We start from the raw sequence: 14121 nt of genomic DNA, 5'->3' as shown, positions 1-14121 counted from the left end.
GACCTCCCGGACGGCACCTTGGAGAGGTGACCGATCCGGAGGTTCCCCCCATGACCAGCATGACCGAGATCCTGGCCGCGGCGGCCCGTACGTCGCTGCACGCCCCCTCGGTGTTCAACACCCAGCCGTGGCGCTGGCGGATCGCCGGCGACACGATGAGCCTGTACGCCGACCGGTCCCGCGCGCTGACCGCCACCGACCCCGAGGGCCGCCTCCTGCTGCTCAGCTGCGGCGGCGCCCTGCACCACGCGCGCGTGGCACTGGCGGCGGCCGGGGCCCACGCCGCCGTCGAGCGCTTCCCGGAGCCGGGCGAGCCCGACCTGCTCGCCCGCATCACGTTCACCGGCCGGCGTCCCACCGACCCCGTCGCGCAGCGGATGGCCGAGGCCGCCCCGCGCCGGCGCACCGACCGGCGGGCATACGGCGAACGCCCGGTCACCGATCTCCAGCTGAGCGGCCTGCGCCGGGCTGTCGAGGCCCAGGGCGCCTACCTGCACGTCGTACGCCCCGACGAGGTGTACCTGTTCGCGGCGGCCACCGACGTCGCCGGGGAGACGCAGCGCACCGACCCGGCGTACCGCGAGGAGCTGCGGCAGTGGACCAACCGCCCGGCCGGCTCGGGTGACGGGGTGCCGGCGGCCACCGCCGTCGAGCCGGCGCTGCGCCGGGTGCCGGTGCGCGACTTCGCCCCGGACGGCGCGGCGGGCCTGTCGGCGGGGCCGGGGCACGACGCCGGCGCCGCGTACGTGATCATCTTCGGTCTCAGCGACCGGCCCACGGACGTGCTGCACGGCGGCGAGGCGCTGTCGGCGCTGCTGCTCGCGGCGACCGCCGAGGGCCTGGCGACCGCACCGCTCAGCGACAGCATCGAGGTCGACTGGCCCCGCCACCTGCTGCGCCGCCTGCTCTCCGACGTCGGCGAGCCGTACGTGGCGGTCCGGCTCGGGTACGCCGACGACACCACCGAGCTGCCGGGCGCCCCGCGGCGCGACGCGGCCGACGTCATCGAAGTCGAGGGCTGACCATGGGCGGCTACACCGGGACCGACCTGTACGCCGCGGCCGCGGCGGGCATCCGCGCGCCGTCGCTGCACAACTCGCAGCCGTGGCGGTTCCGGCTGCGCGACGGCGCGATCGAGATCCTCGCCGACCGCTCCCGGCAGCTGCAGATCGCCGACTCGGCCGGCTGGGCGGTACGGATCGCGTGCGGCGCGGCCACGTTCAACGCCCGGCTGGCGCTGGCGGCGCTGGGCCGGCCGGCCGAGGTGGACCTGCACCCGTACGGCGACCTCGTCGCGCGGCTCACGCCGGGCCCGGAGCGGCCGCCGACGTACGCCGAGGCCGGCCTCGCCGCGGCGATCCCCCACCGGTTCAGCAACCGCAAGCCGTTCTGGCCCGACCCGGTGCCGTCGGAGACCCGCATCCGCCTGATCGAGGCGGCCCAGGCCGAGGGCGGCTGGCTGGACCTGCTGGTGGGCATGACGGCGCTGTCCGGTTTCGCCGAGATCGCCCGCAGCGCCGACCGGGTGCTGCGCCGCGACCCGGCCTACCAGGCGGAGATGATCGGCTGGACGCATGCGGACGCCGCACCCGACGGCGTACCGGTGACCGCCGGGGCGCCCGCCGGCGAACCGCAGGACCTGCTCCCTCAGCGTTCGTTCGCGGACCGCCCCCGGGGCTCCGGCCGCGACTTCGAACCCGAGCCGCTCGTGGCGGTCCTGGGCACGCCGGGTGACCGGCCGGTGGACCAGCTCGCGGCCGGGCAGGCGTTGCAGCGGGTGCTGCTGACCGCGACCGACGCGGGGCTGGCCAGCTCGATGATGTCCCAGCCGATCGAGGTACCCACCGCCCGCGAGCACCTGCGCCGGTCGCTGCGCCGCTCGGGGGTGCCGCAGATCGCGCTGCGCCTCGGCTTCGGCCAGCCGGGCCGCCCGACCCCGCGCCGCGCGGTCGAGGACGTCCTGGACTGACCCGCGGGCCCCCGGGCCTGCGGGGGTGTCAGCCGTCCGATCGCACGTCGCGGTGGTGGTCCGAGAGCGCCTGCGTCATCCCGGCCAGGAAGCGGTGCACGGTGGCCAGCTCCGCGTCGTCGAAGTCGGCCATGACCACGTCCGTACGCTCCCCGAGCGGCCGGAAGAACTGCATCGCGAGCGCCATCCCGGGGGCGCCGTAGCGCAGATGCACGACCCGGCGGTCGGCGCTCTCCCGGGTCCGCCGCAGGTGCCCGGAGCGTTCCAGCCGGTCGATCACCGCGGTGGTGGCGCCCGACGACAGGCCCAGCGCCTCGCCCAGCCGGCCCGGCGTGAGCGGGTCGCCGCGCCCCTCGGCGTGCATCACCGCGATGAGCGCCTGCAGGTCGGTCGGGTGCAGCCCGTGCCGCTGGGCGAAGGCCTGCCCGACGTGCTGCGCCTCGACGCTGTACGACCGCATCAGGTTGACGATCTCCTCGCGGAGCCGATCCCGCTCCGACTCACGCGCCCGGTACACGCGCCCAGTGTTGCAGATGGCACCGCCCTGGGTAACAATCTCGATGGTCGAGATACTTCATGGCGGAGGAATGATGCGGACGCTCACCGGACGGCTCTCTGCCTGGCTCGTGCTCCTGGTGGCCATCCTGGCCGCCGGCGCGGTCATCGGCACCTCAGGGGCCGCACGCACCTCGAACGACCCGACCGCGACGCTGCCCGACGGCGCCGAGTCCACCCGGGTGGCCGCCGTGCAGCGGCAACTGCCCTCCGGGCAGGAGAACCCGGCGCTCGTCGTCTACAGCCGGGACGGCCGGCCGCTGACCGCCGCGGACACGACGAAGATCACAGCGGACGCGCAGCAGCTGCGCGCCGCGGGACCGCCGGTGTTCTCCGACCGGCGCGACGCCGCGACCATCGTGGTGCCGCTCAGCGCGAACCTGCCCGCCGACGAGCTGATCTCGCGGGTGAAGCAGCTGCGCGAGCAGGCCCGCGCCGGACTCCCGGACGGCCTCACCGCCCAGGTCACCGGCGGCGCCGGGTTCTCCGCGGACATCGCCGACAGCTTCACCGGCGCCAACACCAACCTGCTGCTCGTGACGGTCGTCGTCGTGGCGCTGCTGCTGCTCATCACGTACCGCAGCCCGCTGCTGTGGCTCGTACCCCTCGCGGTCGTCGGCATGGCAGACCGGGTCGCGAGCGGGCTCGTGGCGGTGCTGTCGCGGCACACCGACCTCACCATCGGCGACTCCACCGTGGGCATCGTCACGGTGCTCGTGTTCGGCGCCGGCACCGACTACGCGCTGCTGCTGATCTCCCGTTACCGCGAGGAGCTGCACCGGCACGAGGACCGCCGGGAGGCGATGCGCCGGGCGCTGCGCGGTGCGGGGCCGGCCGTGATCGCCAGTGCCGCCACGGTCGTGCTCAGCCTGCTCACGCTCCTGCTCGCCAGCCTCGGCGACACCGTCGCGCTGGGCGTGACCGCGGCGCTGGGCATCGGCGTCGCCGCGCTCTTCGCGCTCGTCGTCCTGCCGCCGGCCCTGGTGGTCTGCGGGCGCGGCCTGTTCTGGCCGTTCATCCCGCGGGTCGGCGACGAGCTGTCGCACCGGCTGTGGTCGCGGGTCGGCACCGGCGTGGCACGCCGGCCGGGCCTGGTCACAGCGCTGTCCCTCGTGGTCCTCGCGGTCTGCGCGGCCGGTATCCCCGGCACCCGGCTGGGGCTGTCGCAGACCGAGCAGTTCCGCGTGCAGGCCGAGTCCGTCGACGGGCTCGAGACGCTGAGCAGGTCGTTCCCGGCCGGCGCGGCGGACCCCGCGGTGGTGATCGCCGCCCCGGCCAAGGCGCAGGAGGTGCTCGCCGCGGTCTCCGCGACCCCGGGCGTCGCCCAGGCCCGCATCGCCGAGCAGACCCCCACGGTGGTCCGGATCGACGCGGTGCTCACGGCCGCGCCGGACACCCCGGAGAGCTATCAGAGCATCCGTACGCTGCGCAGCGCCGTCCACGCCGTACCGGGCGGCGACGCGCTCGTCGGGGGCAGCGTCGCGACCGCGCTCGACAACCGGGACGCGTCCCGCGACGACCTGAAGGTGATCGTCCCGGTCATCCTGCTCGTGGTGCTGCTCGTGCTCGGCGTGCTGCTGCGCGCGGTGGTCGCGGCGCTGCTGCTGATCACGACGGTCATCGCCAGCTTCGCGGCCGCCCTCGGCGCCGGGTCCTGGCTGTTCCGGCAGGTCCTCGACTATCCGGGCCTGGACAACCAGGTGCCGCTGTTCTCGTTCCTGTTCCTCGTCGCGCTCGGCGTGGACTACAACATCTTCCTGGTCACCCGGGCCCGCGAGGAGGCGGCGCACCGGGGCACCCGGGACGGCATGATCCAGGCGCTGGCCGCGACGGGCGCGGTCATCACCAGCGCCGGCGTGCTGCTGGCGGCGGTGTTCGCGGTGCTGGGCGTGCTGCCGATCATCACGCTGACCCAGATCGGCGTGATCGTCGGGCTCGGGGTGCTGCTGGACACGCTGCTGGTGCGTACGGTCCTCGTCCCGGCCCTGGCCACGCTCCTGGGCGACCGCTTCTGGTGGCCGGCCCGCCCGCGCCCGCGCGGCGCCGCCCCGGAGCCGGACCGCGTCCCGGCGGTGACCGGATGAGCGGTGCCGGGACCGTCCGGGCCCGGCCGGACGGCGGCGGGACGGGCCCGGCCGCGGTCGAGCGCATGCTGGCCGGTGCGTTCGACGGCCTCCCGGCCGCACTGGCCGGCCCCTGCCGGCGGCTGGCGCTGGCCGGCGGCAAGCGGCTGCGGGCCTCGCTGGTGCTGACCGTCGCCGGGGACGCGCCGGCCGCGGTCCCGGCCGCCGTCGCGGTCGAGCTGCTGCACCTGGCCACGCTCGTCCACGACGACCTGCTCGACGACGCGCCCGAACGCCGCGGGGTGCCCACCGTGCACGCCGCCGAGGGCCCGGACACCGCCGTGCTGGCCGGCGACGTCCTCATCGGACTCGCCGGCCGGTACGCCGCCCGGGCCGGCGCGCGGGCCGCGGCGCTGGTGAGCGACGCGCTGGTGGACCTGTGCGCCGGCCAGGCCCTCGAGGCCGCCCACCGCCACGATCCCGGCGTCACCGTCACCACCGCGCTGCGCGTCGCCGAGCTGAAGACCGGCACGCTCATCGCCACCGCGTGCGAACTGGGCGCCGTTGCCGCCGGCCGGAACAGCGACGGGCTGCGCGCGTACGGATTGGCGTTCGGCATCGTCCTGCAATTGCTGGACGACCTGCTGGATCTGCTCTCCGACGACGAGACGTACGGCAAACCCACGGCCGCCGATTTCACCGCCGGAACGGTGACACTGCCGGCCGTCCACACGCTCGCCGCCGAGCCGCGTCTGCGGGACCTGCTGCGCCCCGGCCTGACCGTGACCGAGCGCGACACCGCCACCGGGCTGCTCCGGCGCGGCCCCGGCATCGCCGAGACGCTGCGGACCATCGACGAGCTCGTCGACCAGGCCACCCGCTTCCGGCCGGACCTCGCGGACCTGCCCCGCGCGTACGCCGAACGCCAGCTACGGTTGATCTCCCCGCGCCATCGCGGCCTGATCCCGGAGAAAAATCCGGCCCGGCGGTGAACCCCCGGCATCATCCGTTCGGATGATGTCCCCGGTTCTGGGACGCTCACATATTTCTTCTTTAATTCGCGCCTAAGAATGCCTCAAGAATCTGGCGTCAAATGGCTTTCCCCGGTCCTGGCTCTTACCGTCTGGGGGCCAGCTCAGAAGGGGGCCGGAAACGGCGTCCGCAGACCTGCGAATGGTTGCGGACGATGAGCGAGAGACTACAGAAGAGGTATCACCCATGCGAAGGTCGTCTTACCGCCGGGCCGCTACCCGCCGGGGTCCCGACCGTCGTGTCATCGCCGCCGTCGCGGTCCTCGTCGTGGGCGGCGGGGTCGTCGGCATCACCCAGATCTCCAACGCCGACGAGACGAAGGTGGCGGCGTGCGCGGCCGCGACCCCGTCGCCGGCGAACGCGAAGGCGGCCACCGACCCGCGGGTCGGCACGTACACCGACAAGGACGGCGACGTCCAGCACAAGGGTGACGGCCAGCTCGCGAAGGGCGAGCAGAAGCCGGCGCCCGAGCCGGCCGGCGAGTGCAAGGACGGCAACACGATCAAGAAGACCGTCAACGGCCTGGAGATCACCACCGACACGTGCGAGGACAGCAAGCTCACCCCGCACGACGGCTTCCAGAACGGCGACCGCTGCGTCTCGACCGAGTTCGGCGAGGTGGGCGAGGCGGCGAAGAACCCGACGCTGCTGATCACGGACTTCCCGCGCGAGGTCGAGGTCGGCCAGCCGTTCACGCTCAAGGTCAGCACCCGCAACCTGGTCCGCGACCGGTTCCTCGCGGCCGGCCAGGGCGGCTACTACGTGGAGAGCTCGGTGCTGACCGCCGAGGGCCTCGTCCGCGGCCACTTCCACACCGCCTGCCGGATGCTCGCCAGCACCTCGGAGGCGGTCGACCCGGCCCCGGTGCCGGCCTTCTTCGTGGCCACCGAGGACAAGAAGGGCGGCGCCCAGCCCGACACGGTGACGATCCAGGTGCCGGGCCTGCCGCAGGCGGGCATCGCCCAGTGCGCCTCGTGGGCGGGCGACGGCTCCCACCGCGTCCCGATGATGCAGCGCGCCAACCAGACCCCCGCGATCGACGCCGTCCGCGTCACGGTCCGCGGTGGCAACGGGGACAACGGCGGCGGCGGGGACAACGGCGGCAACCAGGGCGGCGGCCAGGGCGACAACGGCGGCAACCAGGGCGGCGGCCAGGACCAGCCGACCACTCCCCCGGCCGACAACGGCGGCGGCCAGGGCGACAACGGCAACGGCCAGGGCGACAACGGCGGGAACCAGGGCGGGAACACCGGCGGGAACCAGGGCGGCGGCAACGGCGACGGCCAGAACGACGGCGGCGCCACGCCCGGGGCGACCGTGACGCCCAGGACCGAGACCGGCACCACCCCGCCGAAGTCCCCGACCGTGACCCTGCCGCCGCGTAACAGCGGTGGCAGCGGCCAGGACGAGGACACCCCGGCCACCGCGAAGCCGGTACGGACCACGACCGCCCCCGCCGAGGAGAACGCGGACGCCGGCTCGGACTCCGACGACTCGCCGGCGCAGACCGTGACCGGGCGTACCGCCAAGCCGAAGCCGACCACGTCCACGAAGGCCGCGGTGGCGGCAGACACGGACGACGGCGCGCCCGACGAGCCGGCCGCCGCGCAGGACACCGAGGTGGCCGACGTCCAGGCCGACGGCGGCAACCGCCTCGCGCTGACCGGCGCGAACGTCATGACGGTCAGCCTCGGCGGCGCGGTGCTCATCCTCGCCGGCCTGCTGGTCCTCAGCGCCACCCGGCGCCGGCGGGCGGAGGCCGACCAGGACTGAGGCGTACGCACAGCACAACGGCCCGGGCCGGCATCGGCCCGGGCCGTTCGTCCGTCCCGGGCTCAGCCCTCGGCACCGACGGTGACGCCCTTGCCGCTGCTGCTGCCGCCCTCGTCACCCCCTGCGGCGGGCCGCCCTGATACCGCAACCGGCCGTACGGGCGTCCGATGAGGACATTGGGACAATGGCCGCCCGTCCCGCCGCCCGGTAGGTTGCGCCGCATGGAGGCATTCGATCAGCTCGCGGAGCTCTACCAGGGCGAGCACAGCCACAACCCGCACCAGGCCGCGCTCATCGCCAGGATCGACGCGCTCGTACCGGCCGGAGCGCCGGTGCTGGACCTGGGGTGCGGTACGGGCGTGCCGACCGCCCAGGTGTTCAGCGGGTCGGGGCGCCGCGTCGTCGGGGTGGACGTCTCGGAGGGCATGCTGCGGCTGGCCCGCGAGCAGGTGCCGGCGGCCGAGTTCCGGCGCGCCGACATCCGCGAGCTCCCGGACGACCTGGGCCCGTTCGGGGCGGTGACGGCCTTCTTCTCGCTGCTCATGCTCAGCCGCGCCGACATCGAGACGACGCTGGGCCGGATCCCGGGCTGGCTGCAGCCGGGCGGCCGGCTGGGGATCGGCATGGTGAACCTGGACGCCGACAGCCTGCCCGTGGAGTTCCTCGGCGTGCCGGTCACCGTCTCCGGCTACCCGCAGGAGTTGCTGGCCGAGCGGCTGACCGGCGCCGGCTTCGAGGTGGAGAGCATCGAGACGGTCGACTTCGTCCCGGCGGACGGCCCGCCGGAGAGCCAGATCTTCGCCCTGGCCAAGCTCCCGGACTGAGCCACGGCCACCGGGACCCGCCCGGCGGCCCGCCGCCACCACCGGGCGTCGGCTAGCGTACGGCGTCGGCGACCGCCTGGCGGGCCAGCATCTCGGTGACGGCGGACGGGGCCCCGGGGCGGCCGAAGAGGTAGCCCTGGCCCTGGTCGCAGCCGATCTGCCGGAGCCGCAGCCACTGCTCGTCGGTCTCGATCCCCTCGGCGACCGTCTGCAGGCGCAGCGCCTGCCCGAGGCCCACCACCGCGTCCACCAGCGCCACGTCGTCCGCGTCGGTGTCGACCTGCTCCACGAACGTACGGTCGATCTTGATGATGTCGACGGGCAGCTGCTTGAGGTAGTTGAGCGAGCTGTAGCCGGTGCCGAAGTCGTCGATGGCGAGGCGGACGCCGAGGCCGCGCAGCGCGCCGAGGGTGTCGATCGCGGCCGCGACGTCCTCCATCAGCATCGACTCGGTGATCTCCAGGGTGAGCGCGCCGGCCGGGATGCCGGCGTCGGCGATGGCCGCGGCCACGTCGGCGACCAGGCCGTCGTCCTGGAACTGCCGGGCCGACAGGTTGACGTTCATCCGCAGGTTCGCCGCCTCCGGCGTCTCGTGGCGCCACGCGGCCAGCTGCCGGCAGGCCTGCCGCAGGACCCACCGGCCCAGCGGCACGATCAGGCCGTTGGCCTCGGCGCTCGCGATGAAACGGTACGGCCCCAGCAGCCCCTCCCGCGGGTGCTGCCAGCGGACGAGCGCCTCCACGCCGGTCAGGCGCTGGGTGTTCATGTCCACGACGGGCTGGTAGTGCACGATGAACTGCTCCTCGGCCAGGCCGCGTTCCATGTCGACGCGCTGCTGCGCCTCCTCCAGCACCGACCGGGACATGGACGGGTCGAAGACCGCGTACGCGTTGCGCCCGGCCCGCTTGGCGGCGTACATGGCGAGGTCGGCGTCGCGCAGCAGGTGCTCGGCGGCGCGGGTGCCGCCGGCGATCCCGATGCTCAGCGAGCAGGTGAGCTCGCGGCTGGCGAGCCGGACCGGTTCGCGCGCGGCGCGCAGGAGCCGCTCGGCCAGCGCCACCGCGGACGGCTCGTCGATGTCCTCGACCAGGACGGCGAACTCGTCGCCGCCGAGGCGGGCGAGCGTGTCGCCGGGACGCATCTCGCGGCGCAGCCGGTCGGCGACCGTGGTGAGCAGCTCGTCGCCGAGGCTGTGGCCGAGGTCGTCGTTGACGAGTTTGAAGTCGTCGAGGTCGATGAGCAGCACCGCGACCTCGGTGTCGCGCAGGCCGGCGACGGCCTCCTCCAGCCGGTCGCGGAACAGCGTGCGGTTGGGCAGGCCGGTGAGGCGGTCCGTGAAGGCCTGGTGGCGCAGCTGCTCCTCGAGGGCTCGGCGCGTACCCATGTCACGCAGGCTGATGACCGCCGAGCGCAGGTCGGGGTCGTCGACCCGGTTGGTGCCGATGACGTCGAGGTGGACCCAGCTGCCGTCGGCGGCGAGCATGCGGACCTCGGTCCGCGAGGTGTGCCCGGCCGGGGCGGCCCACAGGGCGTGCAGCCAGTCCCGGGCGGCCGCCATCTCGTCGGGGTGGATGATCTGCCCGAGCAGCTGCCCGGTGAGCTCGGCGGGGCGGCGGCCGAGGATGGTCCGCAGGGAGCTGCTCGCGTACCGGACCTTGTTGTGCACGTCGATGGCGAAGACCGCGTCGGAGGACGCCTCGAGCAGCAGTTCCGTCCGGCGGTCCGTGGATCGCCGCCGCTCGTCGAGGGTGCGCCGGCTCTGGGCGTTGATCGCGCACACCACCACGACACTCGCCATGATCGCGGTGAGCGTGACGACGGACAGCGGTTCGGCGGTGGTCTGCGCGGGCAGCAGCACCGCGTACCCGGCCAGTGCGGCGACGCCGAGGCCGAGCACGACGGCCGGGCCGTAGAGGGCCGCGGCGAGCACCAGCAGCAGCACCACGCACGGGATGTAGGCCATGTGCCCGTCGACGTCGGTGACACCGAAGAGCCACACCGCCGGAAGCTCGACGACCCACCACAGCACCAGCCAGCGCCGGGTCCGTTCGCTGCGCACGAGCCGGTTCCACGGCAGCCGGAACGCGACCAGCTGCGCCACGGCGGCGACCAGCAGCGGCAGCACCCACCACCGCAGGTCGCTGGGCCAGTCGACCGCCACGCGGAAGGTGCCCAGCAGCGTCACACCGGCGGCGATGGCGGCGCCGATACGGAGCTGGCGCGCCCAGTATTCCGCGGTGTGGTCGTCGATCTCGGCGGGTTGCACGCGGTGTCCATCGGCGGGTGCACGCCGGTTGTGAGACTTTCGGCACCCGGTGGGACCGGGCGGGCCCGGGCGTGGCCCGCCCGGCGTCCGCCTACCCCACGCGGTCCGCGACGAAGCCGGTGGCGCCGGCGCGGAACTTGGCGTAGTCGAGGTGCGCCGCGAGGCTGGTACCGCCCTGGCAGAACCGGTCGTTGCGGTTGCAGAACGACTGGGTACGCCCCGCGAAGGCGTCGAGCCGGCCGGCGCCGCGGCTGAGGATGCCGTTGCGGGTGCCGTCGGTGATGTTGAAGTCCTCCCCGGCGGTGAAGGTCGGGTCGCCGAAGAGCAGCACCGCCGCCACCCGGCTCGCGAGGTTCGCCGGGATGGCCGGCTGCCCCGCCGCCCGGCCGCGCACCGAGCGCCCGGCGAGGGCGTCGCCGACCACGTTCGCCCCCTGCGAGTAGCCCATGAGGACGAACCGCGTGTTCCTGCACGCCGCCGCGGTACGCCGCACGTCGGCCGCCAGCGCGGTGACGCCCTGCTGGACGCTGGCCGTGTAGTTGAAGGTGGCCGGGTAGTCCAGCGCGGTGGTGCGGACGGTCTGCGGCACCGCGCGGGTGATCTGCTGGGCCAGCGGCGTCAGCACCACGCCGAGCCCGGGCCGTTCGGTGGTGCCCCGGGCCCCGATGATCTCGACGTCGGGGCAGGCGTTGCCGGGTGCCTGCGCGGCGAACGTCAGGGGCGCCACCACGAGACCGGCGACGCCGACCGCCCCCGCCGCGACGATTGTGAGCACTGTGCGTAACCGCATTCCGCCATCCCTTCGTAGCCGACACTTCCTGCACCCGGTACGCAGAAACAGCCTCGGACGACGGCGGATGTTGGTTGTTTCACATCACGTGCACAATTGAACCGGCCGGTGAACCCTCACGCATCGAAGTCGATGACGACCTTCGGCGCCGCCGGGGTGGACTGGCAGGTGAGCACGTACCCGGCGGCGACCTCGGCCGGCTCGAGCGCGAAGTTCCGGCGCATCGTCACCTCGCCCTCCACCACCCTGGCCCGGCACGTGCCGCACACCCCGCCCTTGCAGGCGAACGGCAGGTCGGGGCGGCTGAGCTGGGCCCCCTCGAGGATCGTCTGATCGGCCAGGACCGGCAGCGTGGTCGACCGGCCGTCGAGCACCACGGTCACCTCGCTGCCCGGCCCGGACGCCTGCCGGTCGGGGCGTACCGGTTCCGGCGGCGCCTCGTCCACCCAGAACAGCTCGCGGTGGACGCGGTCGGCCGGCACACCGAAGCCGCCGAGCACGTCGGTGGCGTCGCTGACCATCCCGTACGGCCCGCAGAGCCACCAGTGGTCCACGGCCGGCACGTCGATCAGCGCGGGCAGCAGCGCGCGCAGCTTGGCGGCGTCGAGCCGGCCGTTGAACAGCTCGACCTCACGTGCCTCCCGGGACAGCAGGTGCACCAGCTCCAGCCGGGACGGATGGGCGTCCTTGAGGTCGGCGAGCTCCTCGGCGAACATGACCGTGTCGGCGCGGCGGTTGCCGTACAGGATGCTGACGGCCGCCTTCGGGCCCTGCAGCAGCGACGCGGCGATCGACAGCACCGGGGTGATCCCCGAGCCGGCCGCGATGAGCACGTGCCGGCCGCCCGACTGCAGGTCCGGCGTGAACGATCCGGTGGGCGGGGCGACCTCGATCTCGTCGCCCGGGCGCACGTCGTGCACGAGCCACGACGACACCACGCCGCCGGGGACCTCGCGGACGCCGATGCGCGGGGCGGTCCCGGCCGGCGAGCAGATCGAGTACGTGCGGCGCTCGTCCGAGCCGTCCGCCGTCCGCCGGACCGTCAGCGCCTGGCCGGGGCGGAACGCGTACCGGCCGGCCAGCTCGCCGGGGACGTCGAAGGTCACCGCCACGGCGTCGGCGCAGAGCCGTTCGACGGCGGCGACCCGCAGCGGGTGAAACTCGCGGACCACCACGTCAGATCTCCTTCACGTGCTCGAACGGCTCCCGGCAGGCCGGGCAGCGGCGCAGCGAGCGGCACGCCGTCGCGCTGAACGCGGCGATCTCCTCCGTCGCCGCGTTCCCGCAGTGCGGGCAGGCGACGTCGCGCCGCGGCGCCCCCAGGGTGAGCGGCACCGGGCCGGACGGGCGGCGCGGCGCCGGACCGGGCGGCGAGATGCCCGCCGCGGCGAGCTTGGCCCGGCCCGCCTCGGTGATCCAGTCGGTCGTCCAGGCGGGGCTCAGCGCGGTGCGTACCTCGACGCGCGGATAGCCGGCCTCGCCCAGGGCGCGGACCAGGTCGTCGCGGATCGTCTGCATCGCCGGGCACCCGGAGTACGTCGGCGTGACGGTCACGACGATCCCGTCGGGGCGCTCCTCCACCTCGCGCAGGATGCCGAGGTCGGCGAGGGTCAGCAGGGGCAGCTCCGGGTCGGTGACCCGCGCGGCGACCGCGGCGGCCGTCACCACACGCCTCCCGGCGTCGACCGCGCCACCGCCTGCAGCTCGGCGAGGATCCCCGCCAGCGCCTCCGTATGCCCGGCCTCCCGGCCGGGCGCGCTCGCGGGCACGGGTGCCGGTTGCAGCGTGGCTGCCGGCAGCACCTGCTCCCACACCGCGCCGACCTCCTCGCGCAGCGTGGACGGCTCCACCGCCACGCCGACGCCGGCCAGGCGGCGCTCGACGTCGGAACCGGCGAACAGCTCGGCGGTCAGCGGCAGCACCGCGTCGACCGCGGCCTGCATGCGCTCGTGGGACACCGGCGTGCCGTCGCCCAGGCGCACCACCCACTGCGCCGCGTAGTCCCGGTGGTACGTCACCTCCTTGACGCCCTTGGCCGCCACGGCCGCCAGCACCGGGTCCGCCGAGGCGGTCAGCCGGTCCAGCAGGGCGAGTCGCCAGGCCGAGAAGGCGAGCAGCCGGGCGACCAGGTGGGCGAAGTCGGCGTCGGCGAGCTCGGCCAGGCGTACGTTGCGGAACTCGGTCTCGCCGCGCAGGTATGCCAGCGCGTCCTCGTCGCGCCCGGCACCCTCCACCTCGGCGGCGCGGCTGAGCAGCAACCGGGCCTGCCCGAGCAGGTCCAGGGCGATGTTGGCGATGGCGAGCTCGTCCTCGAGCTCGGGAGCGCGGGTCACCCACTGCTGCAGCCGGTGCGACATGATCAGCGCGTCGTCGCCCAGCATCAGGCAGTACGCGGCCAGCTCCCCGGCCGGCACGCCGGGCGGCACCGCGGTGTCCACCCCGGCCAGCGGGTCGGTGAAGCCGGTGCCGTACGCCCACCGCGCGTCGTCGTCGTGGTCGGTCAGCGCCTCGTAGGCCGCGTCGAAGCTCATGGTGGCCGCCTCAGATGTGCGGTACGGAGTCGGGAATGGAGTAGTACGTCGGGTGCCGGTACGCCTTGTCGCCGCTCGGCGCGAAGAAGGCCTCCTTCTCGTCCGGGCCGGACGCGGCCACGTCGTCGGAACGCACCACCCAGATGCTGACGCCCTCGTTACGCCGCGTGTAGAGATCACGCGCGTGCAGCAGGGCCATGCGGTGGTCCGCCGCGCGCAGCGAGCCGACGTGCACGTGGTTGAGGCCCCGCTTGGCGCGGACGAACACCTCGAACAGCGGCCACTCGTGCCGGATCTCCTGCTCACTCACGCTGTGCC

Annotated in this window: 13 protein-coding genes; 6 read left to right on the top strand and 7 right to left on the bottom strand. The window is 74.3% G+C overall.

Features of this window, described 5'->3' with window-relative positions; genetic code table 11:
• The first annotated feature begins 50 nt into the window (after positions 1-50).
• Positions 51-1022 carry an Acg family FMN-binding oxidoreductase gene (locus COUCH_RS20280; protein ID WP_249606757.1) on the top strand — a complete coding sequence of 324 codons (972 nt, stop codon included), beginning with the start codon at positions 51-53 and terminating at the stop codon, positions 1020-1022.
• 2 nt (positions 1023-1024) lie between these two features.
• The gene (locus COUCH_RS20275) at positions 1025-1969 is read left to right on the top strand and encodes an Acg family FMN-binding oxidoreductase (protein WP_249606756.1); all 945 of its coding nucleotides are present in this window, start codon (positions 1025-1027) and stop codon (positions 1967-1969) included.
• A 28-nt stretch (positions 1970-1997) separates the two neighbouring features.
• On the opposite strand, the gene COUCH_RS20270 is transcribed toward COUCH_RS20275, so the two are convergent.
• Positions 1998-2486: a MarR family winged helix-turn-helix transcriptional regulator gene (locus tag COUCH_RS20270; protein WP_249606755.1), complete on the bottom strand. Its 489-nt coding sequence runs from the start codon at positions 2484-2486 to the stop codon at positions 1998-2000.
• A gap of 73 nt (positions 2487-2559) precedes the next feature.
• Between COUCH_RS20270 and COUCH_RS20265 the strand changes: the two genes are divergently transcribed.
• The 4 genes from COUCH_RS20265 to COUCH_RS20250 all read left to right on the top strand — a co-directional run bounded on the left by COUCH_RS20265 (position 2560) and on the right by COUCH_RS20250 (position 8216).
• The gene (locus COUCH_RS20265; RefSeq protein WP_249606754.1) at positions 2560-4608 is read left to right on the top strand and encodes an MMPL family transporter; all 2049 of its coding nucleotides are present in this window, start codon (positions 2560-2562) and stop codon (positions 4606-4608) included.
• The gene (locus COUCH_RS20260; RefSeq protein WP_249606753.1) at positions 4605-5579 is read left to right on the top strand and encodes a polyprenyl synthetase family protein; all 975 of its coding nucleotides are present in this window, start codon (positions 4605-4607) and stop codon (positions 5577-5579) included. The genes COUCH_RS20265 and COUCH_RS20260 overlap by 4 nt, the downstream gene beginning before the upstream one ends.
• A gap of 226 nt (positions 5580-5805) precedes the next feature.
• The gene (locus tag COUCH_RS20255; protein ID WP_249606752.1) at positions 5806-7392 is read left to right on the top strand and encodes a hypothetical protein; all 1587 of its coding nucleotides are present in this window, start codon (positions 5806-5808) and stop codon (positions 7390-7392) included.
• Positions 7393-7613: 221 nt separating this feature from the next.
• On the top strand, positions 7614-8216 hold the full coding sequence (locus tag COUCH_RS20250) for a class I SAM-dependent methyltransferase (RefSeq protein ID WP_249606751.1): 603 nt from the start codon (positions 7614-7616) through the stop codon (positions 8214-8216).
• Positions 8217-8268: 52 nt separating this feature from the next.
• Here COUCH_RS20250 and COUCH_RS20245 read toward each other — a convergent pair whose 3' ends face one another.
• The 6 genes from COUCH_RS20245 to paaB all read right to left on the bottom strand — a co-directional run bounded on the left by COUCH_RS20245 (position 8269) and on the right by paaB (position 14113).
• Positions 8269-10482: a putative bifunctional diguanylate cyclase/phosphodiesterase gene (locus COUCH_RS20245; protein ID WP_249606750.1), complete on the bottom strand. Its 2214-nt coding sequence runs from the start codon at positions 10480-10482 to the stop codon at positions 8269-8271.
• 91 nt (positions 10483-10573) lie between these two features.
• Positions 10574-11272 carry a cutinase family protein gene (locus tag COUCH_RS20240; RefSeq protein ID WP_249606749.1) on the bottom strand — a complete coding sequence of 233 codons (699 nt, stop codon included), beginning with the start codon at positions 11270-11272 and terminating at the stop codon, positions 10574-10576.
• Positions 11273-11388: 116 nt separating this feature from the next.
• Positions 11389-12447 (bottom strand): 1,2-phenylacetyl-CoA epoxidase subunit PaaE, encoded by a 1059-nt coding sequence (gene paaE / locus COUCH_RS20235; RefSeq protein WP_249606748.1) that lies wholly within the window; start codon positions 12445-12447, stop codon positions 11389-11391.
• A 1-nt stretch (position 12448) separates the two neighbouring features.
• The gene (gene paaD / locus COUCH_RS20230; protein WP_249606747.1) at positions 12449-12940 is read right to left on the bottom strand and encodes a 1,2-phenylacetyl-CoA epoxidase subunit PaaD; all 492 of its coding nucleotides are present in this window, start codon (positions 12938-12940) and stop codon (positions 12449-12451) included.
• Positions 12934-13803, bottom strand: coding sequence for a 1,2-phenylacetyl-CoA epoxidase subunit PaaC (gene paaC / locus COUCH_RS20225; RefSeq protein WP_249606746.1), 870 nt, complete (start codon positions 13801-13803; stop codon positions 12934-12936). The genes paaD and paaC overlap by 7 nt, the downstream gene beginning before the upstream one ends.
• 10 nt (positions 13804-13813) lie before the next feature.
• Positions 13814-14113: a 1,2-phenylacetyl-CoA epoxidase subunit PaaB gene (gene paaB, locus COUCH_RS20220; RefSeq protein ID WP_249606745.1), complete on the bottom strand. Its 300-nt coding sequence runs from the start codon at positions 14111-14113 to the stop codon at positions 13814-13816.
• Between the last annotated feature and the right edge of the window lie 8 nt (positions 14114-14121).

Origin of the sequence: Couchioplanes caeruleus (assembly GCF_023499255.1) — a bacterium.
Taxonomy (GTDB): domain Bacteria; phylum Actinomycetota; class Actinomycetes; order Mycobacteriales; family Micromonosporaceae; genus Actinoplanes; species Actinoplanes caeruleus_A.
Note: the sequence above shows the minus strand (reverse complement) of the source record. Positions and strands in the feature narration are given on the sequence as shown.

Excerpts from the sequence above, each read along its gene's own strand:
- COUCH_RS20280 (WP_249606757.1), top strand. The coding sequence starts at position 51 with ATGACCAGCATGACCGAGATCCTGGCCGCGGCGGCCCGTACGTCGCTG.
- paaC (WP_249606746.1), bottom strand. The coding sequence starts at position 13,803 with ATGAGCTTCGACGCGGCCTACGAGGCGCTGACCGACCACGACGACGAC.
- COUCH_RS20240 (WP_249606749.1), bottom strand. The coding sequence starts at position 11,272 with ATGCGGTTACGCACAGTGCTCACAATCGTCGCGGCGGGGGCGGTCGGC.
- COUCH_RS20250 (WP_249606751.1), top strand. The coding sequence starts at position 7,614 with ATGGAGGCATTCGATCAGCTCGCGGAGCTCTACCAGGGCGAGCACAGC.
- COUCH_RS20260 (WP_249606753.1), top strand. The coding sequence starts at position 4,605 with ATGAGCGGTGCCGGGACCGTCCGGGCCCGGCCGGACGGCGGCGGGACG.
- COUCH_RS20275 (WP_249606756.1), top strand. The coding sequence starts at position 1,025 with ATGGGCGGCTACACCGGGACCGACCTGTACGCCGCGGCCGCGGCGGGC.
- COUCH_RS20255 (WP_249606752.1), top strand. The coding sequence starts at position 5,806 with ATGCGAAGGTCGTCTTACCGCCGGGCCGCTACCCGCCGGGGTCCCGAC.
- COUCH_RS20265 (WP_249606754.1), top strand. The coding sequence starts at position 2,560 with ATGCGGACGCTCACCGGACGGCTCTCTGCCTGGCTCGTGCTCCTGGTG.